The 25,860-nt window shown below is 63.9% G+C and carries 29 protein-coding genes; 18 read left to right on the top strand and 11 right to left on the bottom strand.

Annotation, left to right across the window (positions count from 1 at the left end; all coding sequences use genetic code 11):
- Positions 1-31 precede the first annotated feature (31 nt).
- Positions 32-763 (bottom strand): glutamine amidotransferase, encoded by a 732-nt coding sequence (locus tag CXR03_RS12210; RefSeq protein WP_104053825.1) that lies wholly within the window; start codon positions 761-763, stop codon positions 32-34.
- A complete protein-coding gene (locus CXR03_RS12205; protein WP_104103976.1) occupies positions 760-2,028 on the bottom strand; it encodes an MFS transporter in 1,269 nt (422 codons plus the stop codon). Before CXR03_RS12205 ends, CXR03_RS12210 begins: the two co-directional genes overlap by 4 nt.
- 133 nt (positions 2,029-2,161) lie before the next feature.
- On the opposite strand from CXR03_RS12205, the gene ftsY reads away from it, so the two are divergent.
- Entirely contained in the window at positions 2,162-3,364 is a 1,203-nt protein-coding gene (gene ftsY / locus CXR03_RS12200) for a signal recognition particle-docking protein FtsY (protein WP_104054772.1), read from the top strand.
- A 116-nt stretch (positions 3,365-3,480) separates the two neighbouring features.
- Here the strand turns inward: ftsY and CXR03_RS12195 are convergent, their stop codons facing one another.
- On the bottom strand, positions 3,481-5,178 hold the full coding sequence (locus tag CXR03_RS12195; RefSeq protein ID WP_146070501.1) for a hypothetical protein: 1,698 nt from the start codon (positions 5,176-5,178) through the stop codon (positions 3,481-3,483).
- A 266-nt stretch (positions 5,179-5,444) separates the two neighbouring features.
- Between CXR03_RS12195 and CXR03_RS12190 the strand changes: the two genes are divergently transcribed.
- Both CXR03_RS12190 and CXR03_RS12185 read left to right on the top strand, forming a co-directional pair.
- Positions 5,445-6,740, top strand: coding sequence for an ammonium transporter (locus CXR03_RS12190; RefSeq protein WP_104054774.1), 1,296 nt, complete (start codon positions 5,445-5,447; stop codon positions 6,738-6,740).
- A complete protein-coding gene (locus tag CXR03_RS12185) occupies positions 6,737-7,075 on the top strand; it encodes a P-II family nitrogen regulator (RefSeq protein WP_104053827.1) in 339 nt (112 codons plus the stop codon). The genes CXR03_RS12190 and CXR03_RS12185 overlap by 4 nt, the downstream gene beginning before the upstream one ends.
- Positions 7,076-7,422: 347 nt before the next feature.
- Here CXR03_RS12185 and CXR03_RS18465 read toward each other — a convergent pair whose 3' ends face one another.
- From CXR03_RS18465 to CXR03_RS12160, 6 genes are all read right to left on the bottom strand, one after another.
- The gene (locus CXR03_RS18465) at positions 7,423-7,881 is read right to left on the bottom strand and encodes a DUF6318 family protein (RefSeq protein WP_104103975.1); all 459 of its coding nucleotides are present in this window, start codon (positions 7,879-7,881) and stop codon (positions 7,423-7,425) included.
- 110 nt (positions 7,882-7,991) lie between these two features.
- The gene (locus CXR03_RS12175; protein ID WP_104103974.1) at positions 7,992-8,654 is read right to left on the bottom strand and encodes a DUF6318 family protein; all 663 of its coding nucleotides are present in this window, start codon (positions 8,652-8,654) and stop codon (positions 7,992-7,994) included.
- Between the two features lie 110 nt (positions 8,655-8,764).
- Positions 8,765-9,436 carry a DUF6318 family protein gene (locus tag CXR03_RS12170; RefSeq protein ID WP_146070499.1) on the bottom strand — a complete coding sequence of 224 codons (672 nt, stop codon included), beginning with the start codon at positions 9,434-9,436 and terminating at the stop codon, positions 8,765-8,767.
- A gap of 225 nt (positions 9,437-9,661) precedes the next feature.
- Entirely contained in the window at positions 9,662-10,561 is a 900-nt protein-coding gene (locus CXR03_RS12165) for a hypothetical protein (protein WP_104103972.1), read from the bottom strand.
- 7 nt (positions 10,562-10,568) lie between these two features.
- The gene (locus CXR03_RS18160; RefSeq protein ID WP_146070498.1) at positions 10,569-11,246 is read right to left on the bottom strand and encodes a DUF6318 family protein; all 678 of its coding nucleotides are present in this window, start codon (positions 11,244-11,246) and stop codon (positions 10,569-10,571) included.
- 134 nt (positions 11,247-11,380) lie between these two features.
- On the bottom strand, positions 11,381-12,790 hold the full coding sequence (locus tag CXR03_RS12160; RefSeq protein ID WP_104103971.1) for a glucose-6-phosphate dehydrogenase: 1,410 nt from the start codon (positions 12,788-12,790) through the stop codon (positions 11,381-11,383).
- A gap of 129 nt (positions 12,791-12,919) precedes the next feature.
- Between CXR03_RS12160 and ffh the strand changes: the two genes are divergently transcribed.
- The 14 genes from ffh (at position 12,920) to CXR03_RS12090 (ending at position 23,155) form a co-directional block, all read left to right on the top strand.
- Positions 12,920-14,503, top strand: a complete 1,584-nt coding sequence (ffh, locus tag CXR03_RS12155) for a signal recognition particle protein (RefSeq protein ID WP_104103970.1) — start codon at positions 12,920-12,922, stop codon at positions 14,501-14,503.
- Positions 14,504-14,649: 146 nt separating this feature from the next.
- Complete coding sequence (locus tag CXR03_RS12150) at positions 14,650-15,234, top strand: NUDIX domain-containing protein (protein WP_181034568.1); 585 nt, start codon at positions 14,650-14,652, stop codon at positions 15,232-15,234.
- Positions 15,224-15,970: an alpha/beta fold hydrolase gene (locus CXR03_RS12145; protein WP_104103968.1), complete on the top strand. Its 747-nt coding sequence runs from the start codon at positions 15,224-15,226 to the stop codon at positions 15,968-15,970. Before CXR03_RS12150 ends, CXR03_RS12145 begins: the two co-directional genes overlap by 11 nt.
- Positions 15,970-16,524, top strand: a complete 555-nt coding sequence (locus CXR03_RS12140; RefSeq protein WP_104103967.1) for a GNAT family N-acetyltransferase — start codon at positions 15,970-15,972, stop codon at positions 16,522-16,524. The genes CXR03_RS12145 and CXR03_RS12140 overlap by 1 nt, the downstream gene beginning before the upstream one ends.
- Positions 16,525-16,612: 88 nt before the next feature.
- Positions 16,613-17,500: a VOC family protein gene (locus CXR03_RS12135; RefSeq protein ID WP_104103966.1), complete on the top strand. Its 888-nt coding sequence runs from the start codon at positions 16,613-16,615 to the stop codon at positions 17,498-17,500.
- A gap of 216 nt (positions 17,501-17,716) precedes the next feature.
- Complete coding sequence (rpsP, locus tag CXR03_RS12130; RefSeq protein ID WP_104053841.1) at positions 17,717-18,115, top strand: 30S ribosomal protein S16; 399 nt, start codon at positions 17,717-17,719, stop codon at positions 18,113-18,115.
- A gap of 1 nt (position 18,116) precedes the next feature.
- A complete protein-coding gene (locus tag CXR03_RS12125; RefSeq protein WP_104053842.1) occupies positions 18,117-18,359 on the top strand; it encodes an RNA-binding protein in 243 nt (80 codons plus the stop codon).
- A 189-nt stretch (positions 18,360-18,548) separates the two neighbouring features.
- Complete coding sequence (gene rimM, locus CXR03_RS12120) at positions 18,549-19,136, top strand: ribosome maturation factor RimM (protein WP_104103965.1); 588 nt, start codon at positions 18,549-18,551, stop codon at positions 19,134-19,136.
- Positions 19,137-19,943 (top strand): tRNA (guanosine(37)-N1)-methyltransferase TrmD, encoded by an 807-nt coding sequence (trmD, locus tag CXR03_RS12115; RefSeq protein ID WP_104103964.1) that lies wholly within the window; start codon positions 19,137-19,139, stop codon positions 19,941-19,943.
- Between the two features lie 220 nt (positions 19,944-20,163).
- Positions 20,164-20,523: a 50S ribosomal protein L19 gene (rplS, locus tag CXR03_RS12110; RefSeq protein ID WP_104053845.1), complete on the top strand. Its 360-nt coding sequence runs from the start codon at positions 20,164-20,166 to the stop codon at positions 20,521-20,523.
- 5 nt (positions 20,524-20,528) lie between these two features.
- Complete coding sequence (gene lepB, locus CXR03_RS12105; protein WP_258073611.1) at positions 20,529-21,251, top strand: signal peptidase I; 723 nt, start codon at positions 20,529-20,531, stop codon at positions 21,249-21,251.
- A gap of 11 nt (positions 21,252-21,262) precedes the next feature.
- Complete coding sequence (gene lepB / locus CXR03_RS12100) at positions 21,263-22,069, top strand: signal peptidase I (RefSeq protein ID WP_104103963.1); 807 nt, start codon at positions 21,263-21,265, stop codon at positions 22,067-22,069.
- Positions 22,066-22,824, top strand: a complete 759-nt coding sequence (locus tag CXR03_RS12095) for a ribonuclease HII (RefSeq protein ID WP_104103962.1) — start codon at positions 22,066-22,068, stop codon at positions 22,822-22,824. Before lepB (CXR03_RS12100) ends, CXR03_RS12095 begins: the two co-directional genes overlap by 4 nt.
- Positions 22,825-22,831: 7 nt before the next feature.
- Complete coding sequence (locus CXR03_RS12090; protein WP_104053848.1) at positions 22,832-23,155, top strand: DUF2469 domain-containing protein; 324 nt, start codon at positions 22,832-22,834, stop codon at positions 23,153-23,155.
- A 14-nt stretch (positions 23,156-23,169) separates the two neighbouring features.
- Here the strand turns inward: CXR03_RS12090 and CXR03_RS12085 are convergent, their stop codons facing one another.
- Positions 23,170-23,790, bottom strand: a complete 621-nt coding sequence (locus tag CXR03_RS12085; protein WP_104103961.1) for a GNAT family N-acetyltransferase — start codon at positions 23,788-23,790, stop codon at positions 23,170-23,172.
- Between the two features lie 47 nt (positions 23,791-23,837).
- Here CXR03_RS12085 and CXR03_RS12080 point away from each other — a divergent pair, with 47 nt between their 5' ends.
- Complete coding sequence (locus CXR03_RS12080) at positions 23,838-24,554, top strand: 2'-5' RNA ligase family protein (RefSeq protein WP_104103960.1); 717 nt, start codon at positions 23,838-23,840, stop codon at positions 24,552-24,554.
- 272 nt (positions 24,555-24,826) lie between these two features.
- On the opposite strand, the gene CXR03_RS12075 is transcribed toward CXR03_RS12080, so the two are convergent.
- Positions 24,827-25,711 carry an LPXTG cell wall anchor domain-containing protein gene (locus CXR03_RS12075; RefSeq protein ID WP_146070497.1) on the bottom strand — a complete coding sequence of 295 codons (885 nt, stop codon included), beginning with the start codon at positions 25,709-25,711 and terminating at the stop codon, positions 24,827-24,829.
- Positions 25,712-25,860: the final 149 nt, after the last annotated feature.

Raw genomic sequence — 25,860 nt, 5'->3', positions numbered from 1 at the left:
CGCTGTCTCTGGCGTCCCTCGGCCCGGCCGTCTACCGGGCGTAGCGCCGCACGAAGTTGCGCAGGATCAGCGGCGGCACTCCCACATCGGCGTGGCGCACGGAGGCCCGGACGGCGTCGGCTTCCTCCGGCGGGAAGTAACCGGCATGCCGGTACACGGTGATGCGGGTCAGCAGGCCCGGAACGTCCAGCTCGGGATGGAACTGGGTGGCGTAGAGGTTCTCCTTGATCCGGAACATCTGCACCGGGCAGGAGGAGGAGCCGGCCAGGTTCACCGCGTTGGGCGGCAGCACGGAGATGGCCTCGCGGTGCCCCACAAAGGCGCTGAAGGAATCCGGAACACCGTCGAGCAGCGGATCCTGCCGGCCGTCGGCCGTGAGCTTGATGTCCACGGCGCCGATCGCCTCGCCGTACTGCCGGTCAACAACGCCGCCCTGATGCCGGCCCAGCGTCCCCACGCCGTAGCAGGCGCCCAGGAAGGGGAAGTCGCGCTCGACGACGTCGTCAAGCAGCGCGCCCAGCTCGCTTTCGACCCGCAGCTGCAGCTCGGATTTGGCGCTGTCCGGATCACTGGCATTGAACGGACTGCCGCTGACAATGATCCCGCTGTAGTCGTCCAGATCGAGGCGCGGCAGGGGACCGGCCTCGAGCCGGATCCGCTGCAGCTGGTCAGGTTCCAGGTTTCCGAAACGGAGGAACGCCTCATATTCTTCGGCAGCGGCGTCGTCTTCGGCCCGGGAGGCCAGCAGGAGGAAAGGCTTCATTCCTTGATCGTAGTGCCGCCGGGCCCTGCCGAGGTGTCCGGCGTCGTACCCTGTGCCGGCGGAACCGGGGCCGACGTTTCAGGTTCCAGGGTCTCGCGGGCGCCAATCCAGGCGAAACATGCCATAACCACGATGGCTCCGGTCACGCCGAACGCCCAGTTGAAACCCAGCGAGTCGGCGAGCAGCCCGGCCAGGATGGGGCCCACAATGGCGCCGCTGTCGCTGGCCATCTGGAATGTGGCCAGCACTTTCCCGCCGCTGCGGTCATTGCCCACCACGTCGCCGACGGCGGCCTGCTGCGCCGGGTTCAGCAGCCCGGTGCCCATCCCGGCAATGGCGGAAACCACCAGAAACATGGGGACGTTGGTGCTGAAACCGATGGCGGCGGTGGCCAGGGCGTTCACGGCCAGCCCGGTCAGCACCAGCGGCCGGCGGCCCCAGCTGTCGGCGAGCCGGCCTGAGAAAGTCAGGACGACGGCGGTTCCGGCGGCGAACGCGGTCAGCGAGATGCCGGCGATCTCCGGACCGGCGGACAGGGCAGCGGCGGCGAAGAGCGGCAGCAGCGAGTTGCGGACGCCGAATGAAGACCACCCGTTGGCGAAGCTGGAAGCCAGCGCGGCCCGGTAGGCGGAATCACCCAGCGCCTCGCGGACGGTCAGCACCGGACGCGCCGCGGGCTTGGGTTCGCCGTCGGCCAGCCGGGCATCCTTGAGCTGGAGGGCCACGACGGCGGCCGCCACCACCAGGGCGCCTGCATAGACGAGGAACGGAACGCGCAGTCCGAAACCGGCCATCAGCCCGCCCGCGAGGGGCCCGGCGATATTGCCCAGCAGGAACGAGGAGGCATACGCACTGGAGACCCGGCCGCGCACCGAAGGTTTGGCCAGCCGGATGATCAGCGCCATGGCCGAGATGGTGAACATGGTGGAGCCGATGCCGCCCAGCCCGCGGAAGACCAGCAGCTGCCAGTAACTTTCAGCGAAGGCACACGCCCCGGTGGAGGCGGCCACAATGAGCAGCCCCGCAATGTAGACCGGGCGCTCGCCAAACTTCTCCAGCAGCGCTCCGCCGGCCGGCGCGAAAACCAGCCGGGTGAAGGCAAACGCGCTGACAATGACGGAGGATGCGGCAACGCCCACGTTGAAGCTCTGCGCAAACTGCGGGAGCACCGGTGCCACCAGGCCGAAACCCAGGGCGATGACAAAGGCGGCGGCAATAAGGACTTTGATTTCCCGCGGAATCGCGAGACGGGGAGGTCGGACCATGATGCTCTGATTCTCTCAGACAGTTCCCGCTCCCGGATGCGTATCCGGGAGGTCGACGGCGGGATCCTCCGTGCGCTCGCACACACGCGCAAACGGGTGCCCGGGAACACACCGGTATGACATGCTAAAGAGCGTGAATGAGACTCTTGCGATTGTGATCTATGTGGTCATCGCTCTTGCGGTCGTCGGCTCTGTGGCAGCTCTGCTGGTCCGGACCCGACGCACCCCCAAGGGCATGTACCCCACCACCCGTGACGCCAATGATCCGGTGACCGGAGCAGGCGCGCATGCCGCCGGCACGGACGTCCTGGACGCGCCCCCGGCGGAGACCGACGTCGTCGTGCCCGATGACCTGCGCGACCTGGAGGCGGCGCCCGCGCCCGCCCCCGAAGCTCCGGCGCTGGAAACCCCCGACCCCGTACAGGGCCGCCTGGCCCGGCTGCGTGCCCGCCTGTCCAAGTCCAACAATGCCCTGGGCAAGGCGCTGCTGGCGCTGCTGTCCAGCGACAAGATTGACGAGGATGTCTGGGACGAGATCGAGGAGACGCTCCTCCTGGCGGACCTCGGCACCGAACCGACCATGGAACTGGTGGACGCCCTGCGCGAGCGGGTGAAGATTTCCGGCAGCCGCGACCCGCAGGAAGTGCACCAGATGCTCCGCGAGGAGCTCATCAAGGTTGTTGACCCGACCATGGACCGCTCCCTGGCCACCACCCGGCACGCGGACAAGCCTGCCGTTGTCATGGTGGTGGGCGTGAACGGCGTCGGCAAGACCACCACGGTGGGCAAGCTGGCCCGCGTGCTGGTGGCCGAGGACAAGGACGTGCTGCTGGGCGCTGCGGATACCTTCCGTGCCGCCGCTGCCGAGCAGCTGGCCACTTGGGGACAGCGCGTGGGCGTGCCCACGGTGAAGTCCGACGTCGACGGAGCAGACCCCGCGTCCGTTGCCTTCGAGGCTGTGAAGGCCGGCATCGACGGCGAAGTGGACGTAGTCCTGATCGACACCGCCGGGCGCCTGCAGAACAAGGTTGGCCTGATGGACGAGCTCGGCAAGGTCAAGCGCGTCATTGAAAAGCAGGCCGAGGTGGACGAGGTCCTGCTGGTCCTGGACGCCACCACCGGCCAGAACGGCCTGATGCAGGCCAAGGTGTTCTCCGAGGTCGTCAACATCACCGGTATTGTCCTGACCAAGCTGGACGGCACCGCAAAGGGCGGCATCGTCGTCGCCATCCAGCGCACGCTGGGTGTGCCCGTGAAGCTGATCGGCCTGGGCGAGGGCGCCGATGACCTGGCACCGTTCGAAGCCGAGGGCTTTGTGGATGCGCTGCTGAGCTAAGCGACCGCACTACGCAAAAGGGGCTCCGCACTTCCGAAAGGAAATGCGGAGCCCCTTTTTATGTGGGGGACGGCCCCTTGAACGGGGACGACCCCTTGAAAGGGGAGGCCTCCGGGCTAGAACGTGAAGTTCAGGACCGTAACCGTGCCCGCAGTGAGCGGGAACGTCTGGGTGCTGGAACCGTATTCGAAGCCCGGCACGGTCAGCCGTTCGGCGGCCGGTGTGCCTTCGGCGGCAGCGCCGTCGATCAGCGTGCCGTCCTGCGTGGCGTAGGAGGTGCCCGTCATCTGGGACATGGTTCCGGTCAGCGCCTTCCCCGGGAGTTCCAGGGTGACGTCCACGGGGGCGTCGGTCTCTGGATTGTTGTTGTTGACCACTGCCACGCTGACGCTGCCGTCCGCGTGGCGTACCGCGTAGGGGTAGGCCAGTCCGCCGCCGGCGGTATCCAGTTTCAGGAACTCACCCGCCGGCATTTCAGCCACCATGGACATGCCGTAGTAGTTGGCCCGTTCATCCACTGCTCCGTTGGGCTGCAGGTAATCGCCGCCGGTGCAGATGGCGGACATGGGCGGGCCGCCCTGGCAGGTGATCAGTGAGCTGTGGAAGGAGACCCGGGAGATGCCCATCTGCGCGGCGCTCAGGGCATAGTCGGCGCTCCAAAGGGCCGAGGCGTGGGTTTTGGTGGTCTCGTTGGAACCGGGGCAGGCGGAGACACCGGTTTCGGGGATCCAGGTTTCCAGTCCCGCTGTCAGGGCCGGCTCCATGGCTTTGCCGCGGAAGTTGTTGGCGTGGTCGTGCAGATGCCGCGTGGTCAGGTTTGCCATGATCGGCTCGCCCAGGGGATCGGCGCCTTCGCAGGAGGACAGCGGATAGTGGTGGAAGGAGAGGATCTTCTTCTGCGGCAGCTCCACCTCGGCGAACGGACCCCACCAGGTCTGCTCATAGGTGCCCGGGCCAACAATGGGAACTTCCGGGGCAACGGCGTGCATCGCCGCGGCGTAAGCCTTCAGCTCGGTCAGGTAATCCTCAATGCCGTAACCGGAGTCCCGCAGCCCGGTCTTGGCGAAGCCGTTGGGTTCGTTGCCCACAGTGATGCCCACCAGGCGCTCGCCGAACGCGGCGGCGGCGTACTTGGTCATGTCCGCTGCGCGGGCAGGGTCATAGTTGCCCAGGTCCACGGTCAGGGCGATCTGCCCGTCTACGGCTTCCAGCAGGGTGTTGACCCGCTCCAGATCCGCGGGGGTGACGGCGCGGACGGGATGGGCTTTGTCCCCGGACAGGTTTCCGGGAATGGCCTCACCTGCCGAGGTCCAGAAGAAACGCCGGTCCACGGCGTTCCCGCCGAAGCGCAGCAGCGGACGGCCGAGTCCGGAAATGGACTCGACCATTTCCGGGTTGTCGCCGGAGAGTGAGGGGTCAGCCAGGTCCGTGGCCTCCAAGGACAGCCCGATCAGACCGTCGGGCAGGGCGGTGCCGGTGGTTGCCGCCGCCACGTTGATGCTCAGCGGCTCCACGGGATTCAGCGGCGAACCGGCGGGCGGGCCAACCTGGTCGTAGTACGTGACTTCCGGAGCAGGGGGCAGTGTCGGCGCCGCCGAAACCGTGAACGGGGTACCGGTGGGTGTGGGAGCTGCGGCCGGGGCGGCGTCGTCGTTCATCACCATCGGCGCAACAACGGCGCCGGCGGCCAGAACGGCTACCAGGGCGGTCCCGGAGATGATCCATGTTTTCTTCTTGTTCTTGCCTGGGTTTTTGTCCTTGCCGTCGTTGGCCGCGGAATCGGGGCCCTCGGACGGCGGAAACTGCTCGGGCATAAAGGATGTACCTCCGGGTAGTGAGACTTAGGGTCCATCCTAGCGGCGGGGTCGGGATGCAGAGTCCGTCCGGACTGCCCGCGAAATTCCGCGTTCTTGAGCGCCGGAGAAGCCGCGAAACGCTGTGGAAACTTTTCCGTCACCGACTGTTCACACCGACCCGCGGTTTGTAATGTTCCGGCAACGTCCCCGGGCCATTGCCGAAATCTTGCCCCGGCAAAGTTCATGGTGCGGGAAGGGCCCGCGGTAGGTGAAGGGACGTGAAGATGGATCTGTCAGCAGGTCACGTCTGGGTGATGATTTCAGCGGCGCTGGTGCTGCTCATGACGCCCGGAGTGGCATTCTTTTACGGCGGCATGACCCGCGCCAAGGCAGCACTGAACATGATGATGATGAGCTTCGTCTCCATCGGACTGGTGGGGGTTGTCTGGGTTCTCTGGGGCTTCTCCATGACCGGGGGCGACGGCGTGGGCGGGCTGTTCGGCAACCCCTTCACTTCCTTCGGACTTGAGTCCCTGATCGGTACAGAAGACCTCATCAGCGCCGGCTTCGGCGCCACCTTCGCCATCATCACGGTGGCCCTGATCAGCGGAGCCATCGCGGACCGCGCCAAGTTCAGCGCCTGGGCCGTCTTTGTGCCGGTCTGGGTGACCCTGGTCTACTGCCCGCTGGCCTTCATGGTCTGGGGTGGGGGACTGCTTGGTGAAGAGGGCGCCATCGGCTCAGTGGTTGGAGAAGCCATCGACTTTGCCGGCGGCACCGTGGTCCACATCAACGCCGGTGTGGCGGCCCTGGTGCTGGCCCTGATCATCGGCAAGCGCAAAGGGTTCGGCAAGGACCCGAGCCAGCGGCCCCACAACATTCCGTTTGTCATGCTGGGCGCCACCCTGCTGTGGTTCGGCTGGTTCGGTTTCAACGGGGGAGCCGCCGGCACCGCCGAAGAAGCCGGCCTCATCTGGGTCAACACCATGGCGGCTCCGGCCGCTGCGATGGTCGGCTGGCTGCTGACCGAACGCATCCGTGACGGACGCCCGACGTCGCTCGGCGCAGCCTCCGGCATTGTTGCCGGACTTGTGGCCATCACCCCGGCCTGTGCGAACGTGAGCCCGCTGGGCGCCGTCGGGCTGGGTCTGCTGGCCGGAGTCCTCTCCGCGCTCGCCGTCGGCCTGAAGTACAAGCTGGGCTACGACGATTCACTGGACGTGGTGGGCGTGCACCTGGTGGCCGGCATTGTGGGCACCCTGGCGCTGGGCTTCATCGCCCTGCCGGTTGAGGGAGAAGGCGGCGGCCTCTTCTACGGCGGCGGCTTCGCACAGCTCGGAGCTCAGCTGGTTGCCATGGTTGTAGCGATCCTCTTCTCCGCCGTCCTGACCCTGGTGATCGGCCTGGCCATCCACAAGGCGATCGGCTTCCGGGTCTCCGAGGAACAGGAAATCAACGGCGTGGACCTGAGCGAACACGCAGAAACCGCTTATGAATTTGGCGGCCTGGGTGTGGGCGGTTCCTTCCGTCCCACTCACGAAGCCGTCCGCACCGCCACGAAGGAGAGCGTCAACTCATGAAACTCGTAACGGCCATTGTCCGGCCCGAAAAACTCGATGCCGTCCGCGGTTCCCTGGAAAGCTACGGCGTGCAGGGGCTGACCGTCAGCCAGGCCAACGGCTACGGACGCCAGCGCGGCCACACCGAGGTTTACCGCGGCGCCGAATACACCGTGGACCTGCTGCCGAAGATCCGCATCGAGGTCCTGGTGGCCAACGAATGGCTCAACGACATTGTGGATGTGCTGGTCTCCACCGCCAACACCGGCCGCGCCGGCGACGGCAAGGTGTGGGTGGTCAACGTGGAGGAAGCCCTCCGGGTCCGCACCGGGGAACGCGGGGACTCCGCCCTGTAGGTATGGGGGACAGGAAGACCCCTTGGGAAGGCTGTGTGGTTGCAGCCAGCCCGAGGGGTCTTCCTGCGTTTGGTGTTTGCGGACTGGGCCGGTTGCCCCCGTCCAGCGCACGCATTCACTGTTGCACTACCAGCGTTTCCAAGGTCCTAACATGCCAGCCACCATCAAGGAACTCGGCCTCCATGATTTGCTCAAGGGGAATGCCGATGCCCTTGGCGGTTCCCTGGTAGCCCTCCGGACCGTAATACACCAAAGGTTCCTGGGTGATCGTGATGATCGCCTGGAAGTAACCATCAGCAGTTGGAACGAAGTCGTAGGAAGGGGTGGTGACACCTTCAACGTGGACTTCACCCCCCGGCTATCCAATCACCGTCCACGTACCCGCTGGCCAAGGTGCGGTAGTAACCGTCGCAGACAAGACAGGTGTCACCGCTGACGGCGCGTACCGGTTCAACGTCTCCGGTTGCATAACCGTAGTTGGCCAACTCGTACCAGTGCGCTGCGAAGGCCTCGAGACCTTCCCTGGATTCCTGCCTTGCGAGCTCAGGCATGACAGGCAGCGGGGCATTCTCGGCAGGACCCTTCACGCTCGCAGGCTTGTATGCGGGAGCGACCGGCGTTGGAGGCGGGGCTGGAACGGCGGTTTCACCGGCATCAGTGGTTTCATGTGGCTCGGCGCTGTTCGTGGTTTGATCGGCAGCCTGCGCTGCGGGATCCGTTTCCCCTCCGGAGCACCCGCTCAGCAGAAGGATGGCGGCTAGGCCCAGAGCACCCAGCCGGAGCGGAGCGACAGCAGAACGGATCATCAAAGTACCCCTTGCGGACAATCGTGCGGGACAGGTTGTGACAGCAAGGGTACGAGGCTGCGGCACGCATCCTGGGTTATCCACAGAGTGATGCCAGAAGCCGTCAGTGCTTACATATTTTCAACCAAGTTCACTATCCAGCGCCCTGAATCATATGTGGCCTCCATGATCTGTGCCGTTGATGCTTCATCACCTGGTCCCTGACCGTAGACCTTGCCGTTCGGGCCGCGGTTTGCACCTGCTTCCTGAATAACCGACAGAAGCAATTGATAGCGTCCTTCAGGTGTCTTTACGAACTCGGTACCGCTCGAGAGAACGTTGAGTTTTCCACCCTGAATCCAATCCTCGTTGACGTAGCCTTCTTCCAAGTCCTCGTAGAAAGATTGGCAGATTGAACACTCCGGTGCGCTTATTTCCTTTACCGGCGCAGGGTCTCCGGTTTCGTATCCGTAATTAATCAAACTGAACCAGTAGTCCCCGAAGGCCACCAAACCTTCTTTGGACTCTTCCTTCGCAAGCTCAGGCATGACAGGTAGAGGCACATTCTCGGCTGGTCCCTCAGCGGTCGCCGGTTTGTAGGCGGCAGTAGGGGTTGGCGTCGCAGAGGGAGTGGCGCTTTCCGTGGGGCTCTCACTCGCTGAGGGGCTGCTGGAGTTTTTCTCGGCTGCCTCGGCGTTGGGGTCGCCGCCGGATTCGGAACATCCGCCGAGCACCAGGATGGCTGCTAGGCCCAGGGTACCCAGCCGGAACGGAGCGACAGCAGAACGGATCATCAGAATACCCCTTGCGAACAATCGTGCGGGACTGGTTATGACAGCGAGGGTACGAGGCTGCGGCACGCATCCTGGGTTGTCCACAGAGTGATGTCAGATGCTTTCAACGGTTACATGTTCTCAACCAAGTTCACGACCCAGTGGTCGGAGACGTACGTTGCCTCCATTATTTGTGCTGTTGTTGTCTTATCGATCGGGTGCTCGAAAAATACCTTGCCGTTAGGACCTCGGTTAGCGACCGCTTCCTGTCTGATCGATAGAAGTAGCTGGTAGCGTCCTTGAGGCGTTTTCACAAACTGGGTTCCAGCAGAGTTGATGTTGATCTTCCCGCCGTGAATCCAGTCATCGTTGACATATCCTTCTTCAAGGTCCGCATAGAAGATATTGCAGCGTTCACAGTCTTGCGCGCTTATTGCCATCACCGGGGCTGAGTCTCCGGTTTCGAACCCGTAATTTACTAAGCTGAACCAATACTCTCCGAAAGCCCGCAAGCCCTCTGCGGACTCTTCCTTCGCGAGTTCGGGCATGACCGGCAGGGGCACATTTTTGGCGGGTCCCTCAGCGGTTGCCGGCTTGTAGGTGGCGGTGGGTGAGGGTGTGGCAGAGGAAGTGGCGTTTTCCGTCGGCTCGGACCTCTCGCTGGCTAACGGGCTGTGCTCGGCTGCCTCGGCGTTGGGGTCGCCGCTGGATCCGGAACATCCGCCGAGCACCAGGATGGCTGCCAGTCCCAGCATTCCAAGCCGTGCAGCGGGAACAGCAGGTCGGGCAGAAGTGCGGATCATCGGATTACCCCCGGGAAAATGGTGCAGGACTGGATGTGGTGCAGGACTGGATGTGATGCCAAGGCTGCGAGGCTCAACGACTGCAGGCAGCGTTATCCGCAGGCCAACAAGCGAACACGAAACTAACGATGGCACTCTCAAAGGCTAGATATTGCCGGGTCCGAGGGAGGTGACGTGTGTGCTTTTGTATCCCGGATCCATGCGCGTGACGGTGGCCCTGCAAATCTAGCAACCGTATCCAGCAGGGTTCACGAGGCAGTCGTCGGCGACGTTGCGCGAATCCGCCTTCCAGACGCTGATAGGTTCCGGGGCCGTATCGAAAATGCCGCGCCCGTCGATTGATATCTCAGGGCCACCATTCATTGAATAAACAGCGGTGAAGTAAACGGTTGCGTACATTTCGAAGTTGCCCGTTGAAGAATATGCATGGCTCGTGGCGGTAGGTTGGCCCACTCGCGACTCGGGTAATGCTGATCCGGGGTCGAAGGTCAATCCACTGCTCGATCCGTCACCGTAGTGAAGGACGTATTCAGTTGGAGTCGCAGTGATCTTTATGTCCTGACCCAGAATCTCGGTGTTGATTATTTGTATTTGGGAATCAACGTAGACGTTGGTCTCTGCACCGATCATTGTGTGCGGCCCGGGCTGTGCCGCCACTTTGCCGGCGGCCACCGGGTGCTCCTGAAACTCCGAGAGAAGACGTGCGGTCACTTCCTCAAGGAGCTTTGCCGGATCTTCGGAGTAGACACAAGCCGGACCGTTCCCGATGAAGTCTTCCCAAATGGGCGGGTCGAGCCTGAGCGATTGTTTCCAAATAACGTATTGTCCGCCTGGTCCCTCGTCACAGGAATTTTCGTCCAGGCAGCGAAGGTACCCAACGTCTTCTGTGAAACACACGAGTTCGTAGGTGTAAATGTAACCCGAGTCGCCGAGGGTTGCTGAGTCGGACCAGACGTTCGTGCCCGGGACGTGGTTCCACCTGCCGAGTTCGATTCCACCTTTGTTCCAATCCTCAAAATCGCCACCGCCAGCAGATGCAGGTTCCATATGAACGATCATGGATAGGCTGAAAATAACCGAAGTGATCAGAAACAAGCCAACGCGATAGATCGGGATCCTAGTCATCTATGACTCACATGTTCTCAACTAAGTTCACTACCCAGCCATCAGGAGTATATGTAGCCTCCATTATCTGCGCCGTAGAGCTTTGACTTCCTGAACTTTCCCCATAAGACACTCCGTTGGGACCCCGATTAGCTCCTGCTTCCTGCTGGACTGACAGCAGGAGCTGATAACGTCCGTTCGGTGTTTTCTCAAACTGGGTGCCGCTTGAGGTGATGTTTATTTTCCCACCCAGAATCCAATCGTCGTTCTCATATCCCTCTTCCAAGTCCACGTAGTAAAACTCGCATAATTGACACTCGGGCGTACTAAGTTCTTTTACTGGTGAGGCGTCTCCGGTTTCGTATCCATAATTCAACAAGCTGAACCAATAATCGCCAAAGGCGATCAGCCCTTCCTTCGACTCTTCCTTCGCAACATCAGGCATGACCGGCAGAGGCACATTCTCGGCGGGACCCTCAGCGGTCGCCGGCTTGTAGGCGGCGGCAGTGGGCGTCGGTGTCGCGGAGGGACTAGCGCTTTCCGTGGGGCTCTCGCTGGCTGTAGGACTGCTTGAACTGTTCTCGGCAGCCTCAGCGCCGGGTTCGCCGCCGTCTCCGGAACAACCGCCGAGCACCAGAATGGCGGCCAGACCCAGCGCTCCCAACCGTGCAGCGGGAACAGCAGAACGGGCAGAAGTGCGGATCATCGAATTACCCCCGGGAAAAATGGTGCGGGACTGGATGTGACGCCAATGCTACGAGGCTGGACGACAGCATACGGAGTTATCCACAGTGCACCAGAGGAATTCCAAAGCGGTCAAAACGACGGCGGTAGGAGCGGTCACAAATCAGAACGGCTGGATTCCCACTCCGGAGGGCCCATGGTTCCGGCAGGGTATGTCTCGAGCGGCACTTCTCCGGATGCCCATGCCTTAAGTACCGGATCCACAATCCGCCAGCATTCCTCGGCGATGTCCGCGCGCACCGAGACCAGCGGATCGCCTGAAAGGATGCCGTCCAGCACTTCGCCGTACGGGGTCATGGCTGATTTGTGCATCGGGGCGCTGAGCCCGGTCCGCTCCAGCGTGAAGACACTGTCCGGACCGTTGACGTTCAACTCCAGTTCCAGCCGGGCCGGGGCGAAGGAGATCCGCAGCCGGGAGGCTTCACCCGCCGAACCGGTGAATCCATCAGGAAGGTGGCTCACCGGCTTGAAGGTAATGACGGCTTCCTGCCGCGTTTTACCCAGAGCCTTGCCCGAGCGCAGGATGAACGGAACACCGGCCCAGCGGTCATTCTCGACCCGGATTTCAACTTCTGCGAGCGTCTCCGTCTCCCGGTCCGGATCAACTCCGGGGGAATCGGCATATGCCTCAACCCCTTCGCCGTCGATCTCCCCGGCGGACCACCGGGCCCGGCGCGTACTGCGCTTATAGTCCTGCGGCACGCTGGATGCCCGAAGCGTGGCGGCGATCAAGTCCCGCACATCCCGCTGGCCAAGCGTTGCCGGAGAGCCCATCGCGATGACGGCCATGGTGTGCAGCAGATGGCTCTGGATCATGTCGCGCAGGGCACCGGCGCCGTCGTAGTACTTCGCGCGTCCCTCGAGCCCCAGCTTCTCGTCGAAGACAATCTCCACGCGGTCAATGTGAAGGTTGTTCCACACGGGCTCCAGGATGCGGTTGGTGAACCGCAGCCCGAGGACGTTCATCACGGTGGCCATGCCCAGGAAGTGGTCCACCCGGTACACGTCGCTTTCGGGCAGCAGGTCCGCGAGCATCCGGTTCAACTCACGGGCCGAGGCTTCGTCGCTGGCAAACGGCTTCTCAAGCACCAGCCGCGTGTTCTCCGGCAGGTCCCCGGGCTTCAGTGCCGCCACGGTGGACTGCGTAACTTCCGGAGGCAGAGCGAAATAGACGGCCAGGGGTGTGTCCAGGCTGCGGATGTCGTTTACCAGCCGCTGGGGATCCTTCAGGTCCACCTGCTGATAGCTGCCGTTCCGGACCGCGGCGTCGAGCGCTTCCTTCCCGTCGTCGTCGGCCTCGGTGCGGGCAGCGGCGAAGGACTCTTTCAGCAGGTCCTGCCAGGTGTCGTCGTCCCAGTCCCGTGAACCTGAACCGATGACGCGGAGGTCGGCGGGGGCGCGGCCGCTGCCGATCAGCTGGCCCAGCCCCGGCAGCAGCAGCCGCTTGGAGAGGTCGCCGGTGCCGCCGAGGATTAGAAGGGTGCGCAGGGGAGAAGTTTCACTCATGGCTCCACCCTGCCATCCGGGCTGCACAACCGGTTAGGGTTTTGCGGAAGTTTTCCAACCCGCCTTGGTACCCTTAACAGCTGGGCCTGCCAAACATGGCGAAGATCTGACGAAAGAAGTGCGCGGCACGTGTTCAATTCACTGTCTGACCGGTTGACTACAACCTTCAAGAACCTCCGCGGCAAGGGCCGGCTGACCGAGGCCGACGTCGATGCCACGGTCCGCGAGATCCGTCGCGCTCTGCTGGACGCCGACGTCGCCGTCCCCGTGGTCCGCGCCTTCACCGCCTCCGTCAAGGAGCGCGCGCTTGGCCTCGAGGTGTCGCAGGCACTGAACCCGGGCCAGCAGGTTGTGAAGATCGTCAACGAGGAGCTCGTGGGCATCCTCGGCGGCGAGACCCGCCGGCTGCGCCTGGCCAAGAACCCGCCCACGGTCATCATGCTCGCGGGTCTGCAGGGTGCCGGTAAGACCACCCTGGCCGGCAAGCTCTCCAAGCACCTGAAGTCCCAGGGCCACAGCCCGCTGCTGGTGGCCGCTGACCTCCAGCGCCCCAATGCCGTCAAGCAGCTGCAGGTCAACGGCGAACGCGCCGGCGTGCCGGTCTACGCCCCGCATCCCGGCGTCTCCTCCGAGTTTGAGTCCGCCACCGGCGATCCCGTTGCCGTCGCGCGCCAGGGCATCGAAGAGGCACGCACCAAACTGCACGACGTCGTTATTGTGGACACCGCCGGCCGCCTGGGCGTGGACGCGGAACTGATGAAGCAGGCCGCGGACATCCGCGCCGCCATCAACCCGGACGAAGTCCTCTTTGTTATCGACGCGATGATCGGGCAGGACGCCGTTAATACGGCTCAGGCATTCAACGAGGGCGTCAACTTCACCGGCGTCGTCCTGACCAAGCTCGACGGCGATGCCCGCGGCGGTGCCGCACTGTCCGTTGCGTCCGTGACCGGCAAGCCGATCATGTTCGCCTCCACCGGTGAAGCCCTGACCGATTTTGAGGTCTTCCACCCGGACCGCATGGCCAGCCGCATCCTGGACCTCGGCGACGTCCTGACCCTCATTGAGCAGGCCGAGCAGAACTGGGACAAGGACGAAGCCTCCCGGATGGCGAAGAAGTTCGCCGACCAGGAAGACTTCACCCTGGATGACTTCCTCCAGCAGATGCAGCAGCTGCGCAAGATGGGCTCCATGAAGAAGATGCTCATGATGATGCCCGGCGCCGCCGGCATGCGTGAGCAGCTGGAGAACTTCGACGAGCGCGAAATCGACCGCGTGGAAGCCATTGTCCGCTCCATGACCCCGCACGAGCGGGTGGCTCCCAAGATCATCAACGGCTCCCGCCGCGCCCGCATTGCCCGCGGTTCAGGCGTGCATGTTTCCGAGGTCAACGGCCTGCTGGAACGCTTTGTGCAGGCACAGAAGATGATGAAGAAGATGGCCTCGGGCGGCGGAATCCCGGGCATGCCCGGCATGGCCGGCCCCGGCGGATTCGGCGGCTCGCGGAAGAAGCAGCAGGCAGCCAAGGGCAAGAAGAAGGCCAAGTCGGGCAACCCGGCCAAGGCGGCTCAGGAGCGCGCCGAGGCCGAGGCACGCCGCGCCGGAGCCCGCAAAGCGCTCCCGACCGGCAGCGCTTTCGGTGGCCAGGATGCCGATTTCGATCCTGCCTCGCTGAATCTCCCCAAGGGCTTCGAAAAGTTCCTGGGCAAGTAGGCTTTACTGCGCACCGCCGGACCAAAAGTCCGGCGGTGCGTGTTTAACGGTCCGGCGTATGCTGGCTGCCGGGCCGGACGACGGCGCGCCGGTCGGTTCCGGCGCGGCACATTGGGGAAGTCCGGCAGCAGGGGAAGAGGCCAAGGGTGGCAGCACAGGGACTGAACGGATTTTACGGGTCAGTGTTCAAGCGCAGCACCGCTGCCTTCGCTCTGATCCGCACCGCGGACGGGCGGATTTTGATGGTGCGCTCCGGCACCGGGGCCTGGGAGCTTCCCGGCGGCGTGGTGAAGGGCGGGGAGGACCCCCGCTCCGCCGCACGCCGCGGGGCGAGCGAGGCGCTGGGAGCCGGGTTCGACGTCGGGCGCTTGCTGGTGCTGGACTGTGTTCAGGGCGGGGACCGGCAGGGCGGCGGTCAGGGAGACTCCATCGCTTTTGTGTTCGACGGCGGCACGCTGGTCACGTCGGTGACAGGGTTTAGTGGAGCCGGAGGGGAGCGCGAAGCCCGCTTCGTTGCCCTGGGGGAGGGCACGGAGGTCTTCGGCTCTGCGACGGCCGGCCTGCTGGCCGGCGCGGTGGAAGCCCTGGACCTGGGAACCGTGACTGAACTGATTGACGGCAAGCCGGCCCGCGGCGAGCCGATTCTCCCGCCGGTTTCCCGTCGGATGATGCCTCCGGTGGACGGTTACAAAGGAATTCTAGGACGTCAGGAGTCCCGTTTTGCCCGCTGAACGAGTGGTATTTGTGCACGGCGCCGGAAGTTTCGGAGCTGCAGCCTGGCCCCGGCAGCACGGACTGGCCCTGGACTACGACTGCCTGTTCCTCAAGCGTCACGGCTTTGACGACGTCGCGGCCCCACAGGCCCCGGATCTGGAGGCCGATGTTGCCATCATTCGCGAAGCCTTGGGGGACGGCGGGCACCTGGTGGCGCATGCGGCGGGCGCCGTTCCGGCCATGCTGGCGGCTCTGCGGGATCCGGGCCGCGTGTATTCCCTGATCCTGTGCGAGCCGGCAGTCTTCTCACTGACCCGTGACCTGCCGGCCACCCGCGCCCACCGCGAACTGCTGCAGCCGTTGTTTGACGCGGCGCCGGAGATGACTGACGAGGAGTACGAGCGCGAATTTGTCCGCCGGGTCTTCGCAACCGACGCGGCCGCCGCAGGCCGTGCCGCCAGGCCGGGCCATACTGCTCCGGCCGATGAAGCTGCCAGACGGTCGGCTGCGCGTCTGCGGCTGCAGACTCCGCCCTGGGAAGCTCCGCTGGAAATCGTTCCCGGAGTCCCCACTCTGGTGCTCACCGGAGGATGGGAACCGCTGTATGAGGAGGTTGCGGATTTCCTGGTCTCCACCGGCGCCGAGCACCTGCAAGTGGGCGGGAATCACCGCCCGCAGGACACCGGTGCCGGCCGTAAAGCCATCCGGGAGTTCCTCTCGGCGAACCGCGGACGCTCGACCCTGGGCGCATAATGCCGATCGGGCAATCCGGCGCTCTCCCCGGCCGTCCGCGTGTGCGCAGTGCCACCGCTGAGGATTTAGTTCAGCTCCCCGCCCTTGAAGCGGCGTCGGACACCTTGCTGGAGGGCCTGATAGGGCCCGACCCGAACGGTTCACTCACTCATGCAGGTGCCCTGCCGCCGCCGGCCAGCGTGGCCGAACTGGCCTCAGCCTGCGGCATTCTGGTAGCGGGAGAACCGCCGGCGGGATTTGCCCGGATCGAGGAAGTGGACGGCCAGGCACACCTGGAGCAGCTTTCCGTTCATCCCTCGGCAGCCGGTGCCGGGTTGGGCCGTTTGCTGGTGGAATCCGCGCTGCAGTGGGCACGGGAGCAGGGTTACCGATCCATGACCCTGTGCACTTTTGCGCAGATTCCGTTCAATGCTCCGTTTTATCGGAGCTGCGGCTTTGAAGAGGTGCCGGAACCGGACGGGCAACTGCGGGAGGTTCGGGAGCACGAGCGGCTGCTCGGACTGGACGACATGGGGCCGCGGGTGGCGATGCGCAGGGACCTGAATCCGAGGTAGACCGGCGGCAGGCGCAGATGCTTGGGAACATGATGACGCCGTCGTCGTGCGTCTTGGAATTAGATGAAGCTTCAAGTAAACTTATTGCATGAACCTTCAAGTAAATGCTTCCGATCTCCTGCCTGCCGATCTGTCCATGGGTACCGTCATGCTCAAAGTCGGTGACATGGCGAAGGTCTCCGCTTACTACCGCGGTGCGCTCGGACTCGAAATCGTAGCGGAGGCCGACGGCGGCCAGTACCTGGGGCGCGGAGCCGTTCCCGTGGTGCACCTGGCTCCGGCACCCGGTCTTCGCGTGGCGGCCCGGGGTGAGGCCGGGCTGTTCCACACCGCGATCCTTTTCGAGACCCAGGCCGATCTGGCAGCCACTGTGGCCGCAGCTGCACAATATGATCCGGCCGCCTTTGTGGGTTCCGCGGACCACCTGGTGAGCGAGGCTTTCTACTTCACCGACCCCGAAGGCAACGGGATCGAGCTGTACTATGACAAGCCCCGGGATACCTGGAACTGGGATGACACGGCGTCCGGCCGTGAGGTGCGCATGGCATCTCTTGCCCTCTCGCCGCAAACCTACTTCCGCGAACATTTGACCGAGGCTGCGTTCGACGGACTGCGCACGGCCGCCGCCGGTGTGGGGCACGTACATCTGCAGGTGGGGGACACTGACACGGCCGCAGCGTTCTACGTGGATACCCTCGGGTTTGATCGCACCGCCGGGTTCCATGGGCAGGCACTGTTCGTTTCGGCCGGCGGCTATCACCACCACATGGCCATGAACGTCTGGAACAGCCGCGGCGCCGGTCCCCGCCGCGACACCCTGGGTCTGGGTGAGGTGCTGATCTCGGTGCCGTCGGTCGACGACGTCGCAGGCCTGGCCGACCGGCTGAAGGTTGCCGGGATTTCCAGCCACCACACGGGCGCTGAGCTGCGGTTCGAGGATCCCTGGCGCAACCGGCTGCGCGTCGCTGTCGGCTAATCCAGCCGTTCCCCGCCCCGCTTGGCCCGGCAAGCGACCCGCCGGAACCCGAGTCGCCAAAGATGGACTCATCTGGCACAATGGTCAGGTACTCGATCTGCGCGGCCCCTCTCTCCGTGCATGCATCTTGTCCTTTTTGAACCCCAACGTTATGGCCCGCCCCACGGGAGCAGAAGTACGGGTTCGCCCCATTTCAGATCAGGAGTGACCACTAAAGTGGCCGTAAAGATTCGCCTTAAGCGCCTCGGCAAGAAGTTCTCAGCACACTACCGCGTTGTTGTCATGGATTCCCGTGCCAAGCGCGATGGCCGTGCCATCGAGGAGATCGGACTGTACCGTCCGACCGAGAACCCGTCGTACATCGACATCAAGTCTGACCGTGCGCAGTACTGGCTCAGCGTCGGCGCCCAGCCCACCGAGCAGGTTGCAGTTCTGCTGAAGATCACCGGTGACTGGCAGAAGTTCAAGAACATCGAAGGCCAGGAGGGCACCCTCCAGGTCAAGGCTCCCAAGGAAGCTTTCGTGGCTCCCGAAAAGAAGTCCGTGATTGTTCCCGAGGCCATCACCCCGAAGGCCAAGAAGGACGAGGCTCCCGCAGAGGCTGAGGCCGAGTAACTTGCTGGCCGAAGCGCTGGAGCATCTCGTCCGCGGAATCGTTGACAGTCCTGAGGACGTCAAGGTTTCCGCCAAGAGCAACCGCCGCGGGGAAACCCTCGAGGTGCGAGTTCATCAGGATGATCTGGGCCGCGTCATCGGACGCCAGGGACGGACGGCACGTGCATTGCGCACCGTGATCGCCGCCCTCGCGAACGGAGAGCCGGTTCGCGTCGATGTAGTGGATACCGACCGCCGCCGCTGACAATCCGCGGCACGGCCGGACTGCATCGGCAGTTCACAGCACTTTCATAGCAGTACCAGTTGAACGCAGTTCACGGCATCCGGCCCCTGCACCAGATAATGGTGGAGGGGCCTGATGTGTTTTCCGGGCCCTAACCTGCCCAACCCCCGGTTGCAGCACCCCGCCGCACCAATACAAGGAGATTCCCCCATGCAGTTACAGGTGGCACGCATCGGCAAGCCGCACGGCATCCGCGGCGAAGTAACCGTCCAGGTACTGACTGATGCCCCCGAAGACCGCTTTGTGCCCGGAACCGAGCTCATCGTCGAGCCTGCGTCCAAGGGCCCGCTCACGGTCATCAGCGCCCGCTGGAACAAGGACATCCTTCTGCTCGGATTCGACGAAGTGGTGGACCGCAACGGCGCTGAGGAGTTGCGCGGGGCAATGCTCTCTGTCGACATCGATGAACTGGACGACGAGGACGACGACGAGGGCTGGTACGAGCACGAGCTGGTGGGATTGAAGGCTCGAATCGGCGACGACGTCGTGGGTACCGTCAGCGGCCTGCGCACCCTCACCGTCCAGGACCTGCTGGTGATTGACGACAATGAGGGCCGTGAGGTCTTTGTTCCCTTCGTCGAAGCAATCGTGCCCGAGGTCAACGTTGAGGGCGGCTACGTGCTGCTGACCCCGCCGGAGGGCTTGTTTGAGCTGAATCTCCCCGAGGACAAGCAGGACAAGCAGGGGAAGGAAAGCGGCGTCAAGGACAAGGACGCTCAGAACGAGGCCGGCCGCTAAGTGCGTATTGATGTAGTCAGCATTTTTCCGGAGTACCTGGCCGCGCTGGATCTGTCGCTGATCGGCAAGGCCCGGCAGGACGGGCTGCTGGACCTGAACGTCCACGACCTGCGGGACTTCACGACGGACCGCCACCGCACCGTGGATGACACCCCCTACGGCGGCGGCGCCGGCATGGTCATGAAGGCCGAGCCCTGGGCGCAGGCGCTGGGTTCCGTTGCGGAGGCGGGGACCGGCGACGGCGGCACCCCCTGCGCTGAAACCCGCCCCGTGCTGATCGTCCCCTCGCCCGCCGGTGCCGTGTTCACCCAGGCCATGGCTTATGAGCTGGCCGAAGAGAAGCACCTTGTGTTTGCCTGCGGACGCTACGAGGGTATTGATGAGCGCGTCCTGGAGTGGGCTGGTGAGCGTTTTGACGTGCGTCCGGTGAGCCTCGGGGATTATGTGCTCAACGGGGGAGAGGTTGCCGTGCTGGCCATGGTGGAGGCCATTGGCCGCCTGGTGCCCGGCGTCGTCGGCAATCCCGAATCCCTGGTGGAGGAATCGCACTCCGACGGCCTGCTGGAATACCCGGTCTACACCAAGCCCTCTTCGTGGAGGGACCGGAATGTGCCGGACATCCTGCTCAGCGGCAACCACGGCAAGATCGCCCAGTGGCGCCGCGAGCAGCAGCTGCAGCGCACCGCAGTCCGCCGGCCGGACCTGCTGGAAAAGTTCGACGTCTCCCAGCTAACCAAGGCCGACAAGGCAGCCCTGGCATCCATGGGATACGAAGTGACGAAGGACCGGATCCTGCCCCGCGGGTGATTGGTGGCGTTTGTTCGGGTGTGGCAGAATAGATAACTGTGTCATCTGGGTCCGCACCTGCCACAGGGGGAGCGCGGCCAACAGAATACACACCGGCGGCCAATCCTCGGCTTCGCCGGTCTTATAGCTTCGGCAGCATCTGTGCAGTCCTTCGTGGCCGCATCCTTGCCTGCCGTTACCAAAGTGAATGACCTGTGGCGTTCACCAGGAGTGATAAACAATGCACATCCTAGATTCTGTTGATGCAGCCTCGCTGCGTTCAGACATCCCCGAGTTCCGCGCCGGTGACACGGTCAAGGTTCACGTAAACATCATCGAAGGCAAGAACACCCGTGTTCAGGTCTTCCAGGGCTTCGTCATGAAGCGCCAGGGCGACGGCCTGCGCGAGACCTTCACGGTCCGCAAGGTCAGCTTCGGCGTCGGCGTGGAGCGTACCTTCCCGGTGCACTCCCCGGTTCTCGACAAGATCGAGGTCGTCTCCAAGGGTGACGTCCGCCGCGCCAAGCTGTACTACATGCGCGACCTGCGCGGCAAGGCAGCCAAGATCAAGGAAAAGCGCGACGCACGTCCCGCCAAGTAATTTTCTTGATCCACGCAGCATCCGCTTCCGGGGAATCTTCGGACTCCTCCCGGAAGCACACGAAACGCCGGTCCACAATTGTGGGCTGGCGTTTTGTGCTCTGCGCTCTCGCCGCAGCCGTTGTGCTGGCGGCACTGGTCCGCGCGTTCATTGTGGACGTCTATTACATTCCGTCCGAATCGATGCAGCCGCTGCTGGAACCGGGCGACCGCGTGGCGGTCTCACGCACGGAGTACCGCTCCGGTGAGATCCGGCGCGGAGACGTGGTGGTCTTTGACGGCCGAGGGTCCCTCGCCCCGCTGAACAGCGGAGATGCCGCCCCGGTTGCGGCGCTGAAGTCCCTGGCCCGCTGGGTGGGGCTGATGGGCAGCGACACGGTCTATGTGAAACGGGTGATCGGACTCCCCGGGGACCGGGTTACCTGCTGCACCGCAGACGAGCCGCGGTTGACGGTTAACGGAACTCCACTGGATGAGCCGTACGTTTATCCTTCGGACGCTCCCAGCGACAAGAACTTCGATGTCATCGTCCCCGAGGGAAGGCTGTGGCTCCTGGGTGACCACCGGTCCGAATCAGCGGATTCGCGTTCGCTCCTGGGCGCCCCGGGCGGCGGCCTCATTTCCGAGGAACGCGTCATTGGCCGTGCGACGGCCATCCTGTGGCCGCTGGAGCGCAGTTCGGATATTGAGCGGCTAGAGTTAGGAGCCGAGTGGAACACGGCGAAATAAGAGGACAGCACATGGCTCAGAACGTCCCGGACGAGCCCACCCGGAATCCCGGACCCAACGTTCACGGAGCGCATTCAGCGCGTCCCCGGGCAGCAGGCCCGGGCCGGAAGGGCAAAGAAAAGCACCGCGGTTTCGGCGGCTGGCTCCGCGAAGTCGCCACCATCATCGTGATCGCGCTTCTCCTGTCCTTCCTCATCAAGACCTTCCTGTTCCGGGCGTTCTACATTCCCTCGGGCTCCATGGAAGAAACCCTGGAAATCAACGACCGGATCTTTGTGAACCTGCTGGTTCCGGAACCCTTTGACCTGAACCGCGGCGACGTGGTGGTCTTCAAGGACACCCAGGGCTGGCTGCCCGAGCTTCCTCCGGCCACCGAAGGACCCGGCGCCTGGATCCGTGACGCCCTCATTTTTGTCGGCCTGATTCCGGACACCTCCGAGCAGCATCTGGTCAAGCGCGTCATCGGCACAGAGGGTGACCACGTGGTCTGCTGCGACGCCGATGGCCGGATCACGGTCAACGGCGAGCCCCTGGACGAGCCCTACATCTATCCCGGCGCCTCGCCGTCGGACATTCCGTTCGACGTGGTTGTTCCGGAAGGCAAGGTTTGGGTCATGGGGGACCACCGCAACGCCTCCGCTGATTCACGTGAACACCTCCAGGATGCCGGCGGCGGGTTCATCGACGTCGAGGACATTGAAGGCAAAGCCGCAGTGACCGCCTGGCCGTTGAACCACGCCGGCTTCATCGGCAGCTACCCGGAAGTCTTCGAAAATATCCCCGATCCTTCCAGCTCCCTTCCGGCCGGATCCCGATGACCGCGACGTCCGCCCGGCCGCGGCCCAAGACGGGCGCCGGAAGCAAGGCTCCCACGCTGCGGCACGAACGGTCCTTTGCCGCCGTCGGCTACAAGGTCCTGGCAGGCTGTGACGAAGTGGGCCGGGGTGCCCTGGCCGGTCCGGTGAGCGTGGGCCTGGTGGCTGTTGACCTGGCCACCGTCCGTTCGCTCAAGGGCGTGCGGGACAGCAAGCTTCTCTCACACAGCGACCGGGAAACGCTGGTGCCCCAGATCAAGAAGTGGGCCCGGGGCTGGGGAGTGGGGCATTCCAGTGCCGCGGAAATCGATTTACACGGCATCATGGGTGCGCTGCGCCTGGCCGGCACCCGCGCCTGGGACCAGATCTGCGCGGACCTGACCCCCGACGTCGTCCTTCTTGACGGCAACTACAACTGGCTTTCACCGGCGCGCCAAGCCAGTCTTTTTGACCTTCCCGGGAACGACGATGACGGTGGCTGCCAGGCGCCCGTGCACACCAAAATCAAGGCGGACATGACCTGCCTCAGTGTGGCCGCGGCCAGCGTACTTGCGAAGGTGGAGCGGGACACGATGATGGTGGACTACGCTGTGACACATCCTCAGTACGGCTGGGAAGTGAATAAGGGATACGCCACGGCGTCCCATCGGCTGGCGATAGACGAGTTTGGGCCCACGCCCCTGCATCGGATGTCCTGGCAGCTGGGAACACGTCCGGAAGCGGATGCCCGGGACCATGAGAGCGTCGTTGGGGGATGATGGAAATATGAGTGCCGAAGACCTTGAGAACTATGAAACGGACATGGAGCTCCAGCTCTACCGTGAATACCGGGACGTGGTGGGACTCTTCAGCTATGTGGTGGAAACCGAGCGCAGGTTCTATCTTGCCAACCACGTAGACCTGCAGGCACGGTCCGCGGACGGGGAAATCTACTTTGACCTGACCCTGCAGGATGCCTGGGTCTGGGACGTCTACCGCTCGGCCCGGTTCGTGAAAAGCGTCCGGGTGATTACGTTCAAGGACGTCAACGTCGAGGAACTCACGCGCAACGACGACCTGACCATTCCCAAGGCCGACGAACTGGGCTGAACCCGCTCAGCCCCCTAGGACCGAAGCGTCGGTGTGAACAGCGGCGGCGAGGAGGGCTGCGGAAGGCTGGCGGCGACGTCGTTCCACTGTGCCCAGGACCCGGAGGGCTTCCGCGGTGCTTCGGCGGCGAGGCTCGAAACCCAGCCTTCAACCATCTTTCCCCGGTGCGGCAGAAAGTGCGGAACCGCAATGGGTGGCGGGAAACCGTTGCGCCACACCGCTTTGTAGCTGCCGACGTTGCCCGCATTGGCCGACCAGCTCACCACATCCCAGCCGAGATCATCCAGGGCATAGGCCACTGCCAGGCCGACGGCACGCGACATGAGTCCCTTTCCCCGGTACTCCGGAGCCGTGACGAACCCCAGATCGCCCGAGTTGGCACCCTTGAACCGCAGGTCCAAAGTTCCGGCGTAGGCACCGCCCGCCTCGAGCGCCCAGGAAATCTCCTTTTCCTGCGGCACCGAGATGGCGGCCACGTACTCCACGGCCATCTCCCGCGTGTACTCCAGGGGAACGGTGGTCCACCGGCGTGTCAGCGGGTCAACGCAACGGGAGAGGACCGGATCAATATCGGCCTCGTCGTGCGGGCGCAGCGTGAGCTCTGACTCGGAGAGGACGGGAATGTCATAAGGCATGGGTCCACCCTAGTGCAGCTGTGAGCCGCGTCTCCTAAACTGCTGAAATGGCGCTTCCCGAGTCACCGCTGTCCGGATACCTGTCCGGCAACCGAAGGTTGTATGCGCAGATGCGGCCCGACGCCGGATCGCTGGAGCTTATCCTCGCCCTCCAGCAGGCGCTGGCAGCACTTACCCAGGTGAACGACGGCGGCCGCCCGCGCTGGATCCCCGAGCGGCAGGTCCACCTGACACTGATCCATTTCGGTAAGGTTCGGGATGTTTATGCAGCGGTTTCCGCTGCCGGAAACATTTCCTGGGACGAGTATGAAGAGCGTCTGGCTGATTACGTGGCGGCGACCGAAGCCGCGATGCCGCGGGAACCCATCCTGCTGGAGCCGGCCGTGCTGTCCCGGTTTGGGCGGCACGGGCGGACCCTGGTCCTGGAGTATTTTCCGTCGTCGGCGCTGCTGCGCGCCCACGAACGGGCGTACGCGGCACTTGAAGTGTTCCTGAACAGCTGCGGGATCCCCGACGTCGGAGCCTTCACTGCTGCGGATCCCAACTTCATGTTTGCCTCCGCTTTGCGTCCCCACATCACGCTGGCGCGCGGCTTTGCCGGGACGCTGCCGGCACCTGTGCACGGAGGTTCGCCCTGCGGGGGTTCACGGCACGGCGTGCACTACGGTTCTGCCCCGGAAGACGGCAGTATTGTCCCGGCCCGGGTTCGGCTGGAGTCCATGCCGGTGGTGTATCCGGAGGCCGGTGACGCCGTCGTTGTATAAAGCGGCGACGGCAGCAGCTTTCGGGGAAATGGGGAACGGAATGCCAGGAATGGGTGCGGGTGTGGGTGTGGGTGACGGGGGATCCGGTCTGCACTACCCGGCGCCGGAGAATCGGACGCGGCCGAAGCCGGCGCCGCCTGGCAGGAACCCATCACCATCAGGCAGTGAAGCGGCGTTCCGTGGCGTAGCCCGGGCGAACAGACGCAGGGAGGGGAACAGGTTGGCCCCGGTGCAGAGCACCGGGGCCAACCTGTCATTTGAGCGACTGCAGGTTAGCTGTCGCTTACCTCAGTGCGTCGGCGGTTGCGAACCAGGGCGGTAGCGCCCAGGCCGGCAAGCAGCAGTCCTGCTCCGGCCATTGCAGCCGTCGTGGAATCAGCTCCGGTATTCGGCAGCCGAGGAGAGTCGGTGGCTACCGGCGGTACCGTCGGATCATCTTCCGGAACGGTGGGTTCCGGGGTGGGCTTGGGATCCGGTGTCGGTGTCGGGTCCGGGGTTGGTTCCGGTGTCGGCTTGGGGTCCGGCGTGGGCGTGGGCTCCGGTGTCGGCTTGGGGTCCGGCGTGGGCGAGGGCTCCGGGGTGGGCGTGGGGTCCGGGGTCGGTTCCGGTGTCGGCTTGGGGTCCGGCGTGGGTGTGGGCTCCGGTGTCGGCTTGGGGTCCGGCGTGGGCGTGGGCTCCGGTGTCGGCTCCGGTGTCGGATCCGGCGTGGGCTCCGTTTCGCATTCTGGAATCGGGCCGTAGACCTCAAGGTCATCATGCCTGTTATCCGTCAGCGTGACCGGTCCCTCAAACCCTTCAGGGTAGACAATTGTTTCGGGCCAGACGAAAGCCCCTGTGATGTCCAGTTTGTCCTGCTGGATGCCCCAGCCCGGTCCGCAGACGTAGTCGGGCAGCAGGCTGACTATGTCCGTAAACCAGTCTGTACCCTCTTGGGTGGCCAGGAGGCTCTGGGGACCAGAGTTTTCCCAAGCAGCAGGCTTCGCAGGGTCATTCTTTTTGTAGACGTACGCGCCGACTTCCTGGGATACGGAAGTATCGGTGCCCGCGCCGTCATCGGGACCGGTTGCCACAGCCGGTTGTATGACGGCCAGAGAGAAGGCCCCTATCGATAGTGCAGTGGCGGCCGCAGCGGCCGTTGGTTTTAAGACCTGTTTCATGGTTCCTTCGACAATCGGTTAAAACTTCAGTGTTCTCTCGGGGGGCCCGTTCATCCTGCCGAAGCATCCTCAGGTCGCACTCAAGATGGCATCAAGATCACGACAAGACTTGCTGTGCGGCGCAATTCCTCCCCAAAGACGCGCTCGCT

The organism is Arthrobacter sp. 08Y14 (assembly GCF_002929455.1).
Lineage (GTDB): Bacteria > Actinomycetota > Actinomycetes > Actinomycetales > Micrococcaceae > Arthrobacter_B > Arthrobacter_B sunyaminii.
This window is presented reverse-complemented; position numbering and strand designations above follow the sequence as displayed.

What these genes read in the sequence shown, in the direction of transcription:
- CXR03_RS12080 (WP_104103960.1), top strand. Translation starts at nt 23,838, where the DNA reads ATGGCGCTTCCCGAGTCACCGCTGTCCGGATACCTGTCCGGCAACCGA.
- CXR03_RS12185 (WP_104053827.1), top strand. Translation starts at nt 6,737, where the DNA reads ATGAAACTCGTAACGGCCATTGTCCGGCCCGAAAAACTCGATGCCGTC.
- CXR03_RS12175 (WP_104103974.1), bottom strand. Translation starts at nt 8,654, where the DNA reads ATGATCCGTTCTGCTGTCGCTCCGTTCCGGCTGGGTACCCTGGGCCTA.
- rimM (WP_104103965.1), top strand. Translation starts at nt 18,549, where the DNA reads ATGCAGTTACAGGTGGCACGCATCGGCAAGCCGCACGGCATCCGCGGC.
- CXR03_RS12085 (WP_104103961.1), bottom strand. Translation starts at nt 23,790, where the DNA reads ATGCCTTATGACATTCCCGTCCTCTCCGAGTCAGAGCTCACGCTGCGC.
- CXR03_RS12165 (WP_104103972.1), bottom strand. Translation starts at nt 10,561, where the DNA reads ATGACTAGGATCCCGATCTATCGCGTTGGCTTGTTTCTGATCACTTCG.
- CXR03_RS12195 (WP_146070501.1), bottom strand. Translation starts at nt 5,178, where the DNA reads ATGCCCGAGCAGTTTCCGCCGTCCGAGGGCCCCGATTCCGCGGCCAAC.
- rplS (WP_104053845.1), top strand. Translation starts at nt 20,164, where the DNA reads ATGCACATCCTAGATTCTGTTGATGCAGCCTCGCTGCGTTCAGACATC.
- CXR03_RS12210 (WP_104053825.1), bottom strand. Translation starts at nt 763, where the DNA reads ATGAAGCCTTTCCTCCTGCTGGCCTCCCGGGCCGAAGACGACGCCGCT.
- CXR03_RS12205 (WP_104103976.1), bottom strand. Translation starts at nt 2,028, where the DNA reads ATGGTCCGACCTCCCCGTCTCGCGATTCCGCGGGAAATCAAAGTCCTT.
- CXR03_RS12135 (WP_104103966.1), top strand. Translation starts at nt 16,613, where the DNA reads ATGAACCTTCAAGTAAATGCTTCCGATCTCCTGCCTGCCGATCTGTCC.
- CXR03_RS18160 (WP_146070498.1), bottom strand. Translation starts at nt 11,246, where the DNA reads ATGATCCGCACTTCTGCCCGTTCTGCTGTTCCCGCTGCACGGTTGGGA.
- CXR03_RS12160 (WP_104103971.1), bottom strand. Translation starts at nt 12,790, where the DNA reads ATGAGTGAAACTTCTCCCCTGCGCACCCTTCTAATCCTCGGCGGCACC.
- CXR03_RS12190 (WP_104054774.1), top strand. Translation starts at nt 5,445, where the DNA reads ATGGATCTGTCAGCAGGTCACGTCTGGGTGATGATTTCAGCGGCGCTG.
- CXR03_RS12095 (WP_104103962.1), top strand. Translation starts at nt 22,066, where the DNA reads ATGACCGCGACGTCCGCCCGGCCGCGGCCCAAGACGGGCGCCGGAAGC.
- CXR03_RS12140 (WP_104103967.1), top strand. Translation starts at nt 15,970, where the DNA reads ATGCCGATCGGGCAATCCGGCGCTCTCCCCGGCCGTCCGCGTGTGCGC.
- CXR03_RS12075 (WP_146070497.1), bottom strand. Translation starts at nt 25,711, where the DNA reads ATGAAACAGGTCTTAAAACCAACGGCCGCTGCGGCCGCCACTGCACTA.
- CXR03_RS12090 (WP_104053848.1), top strand. Translation starts at nt 22,832, where the DNA reads ATGAGTGCCGAAGACCTTGAGAACTATGAAACGGACATGGAGCTCCAG.
- lepB (WP_104103963.1), top strand. Translation starts at nt 21,263, where the DNA reads ATGGCTCAGAACGTCCCGGACGAGCCCACCCGGAATCCCGGACCCAAC.
- CXR03_RS12170 (WP_146070499.1), bottom strand. Translation starts at nt 9,436, where the DNA reads ATGATCCGCACTTCTGCCCGACCTGCTGTTCCCGCTGCACGGCTTGGA.
- CXR03_RS18465 (WP_104103975.1), bottom strand. Translation starts at nt 7,881, where the DNA reads ATGATCCGTTCTGCTGTCGCTCCGCTCCGGCTGGGTGCTCTGGGCCTA.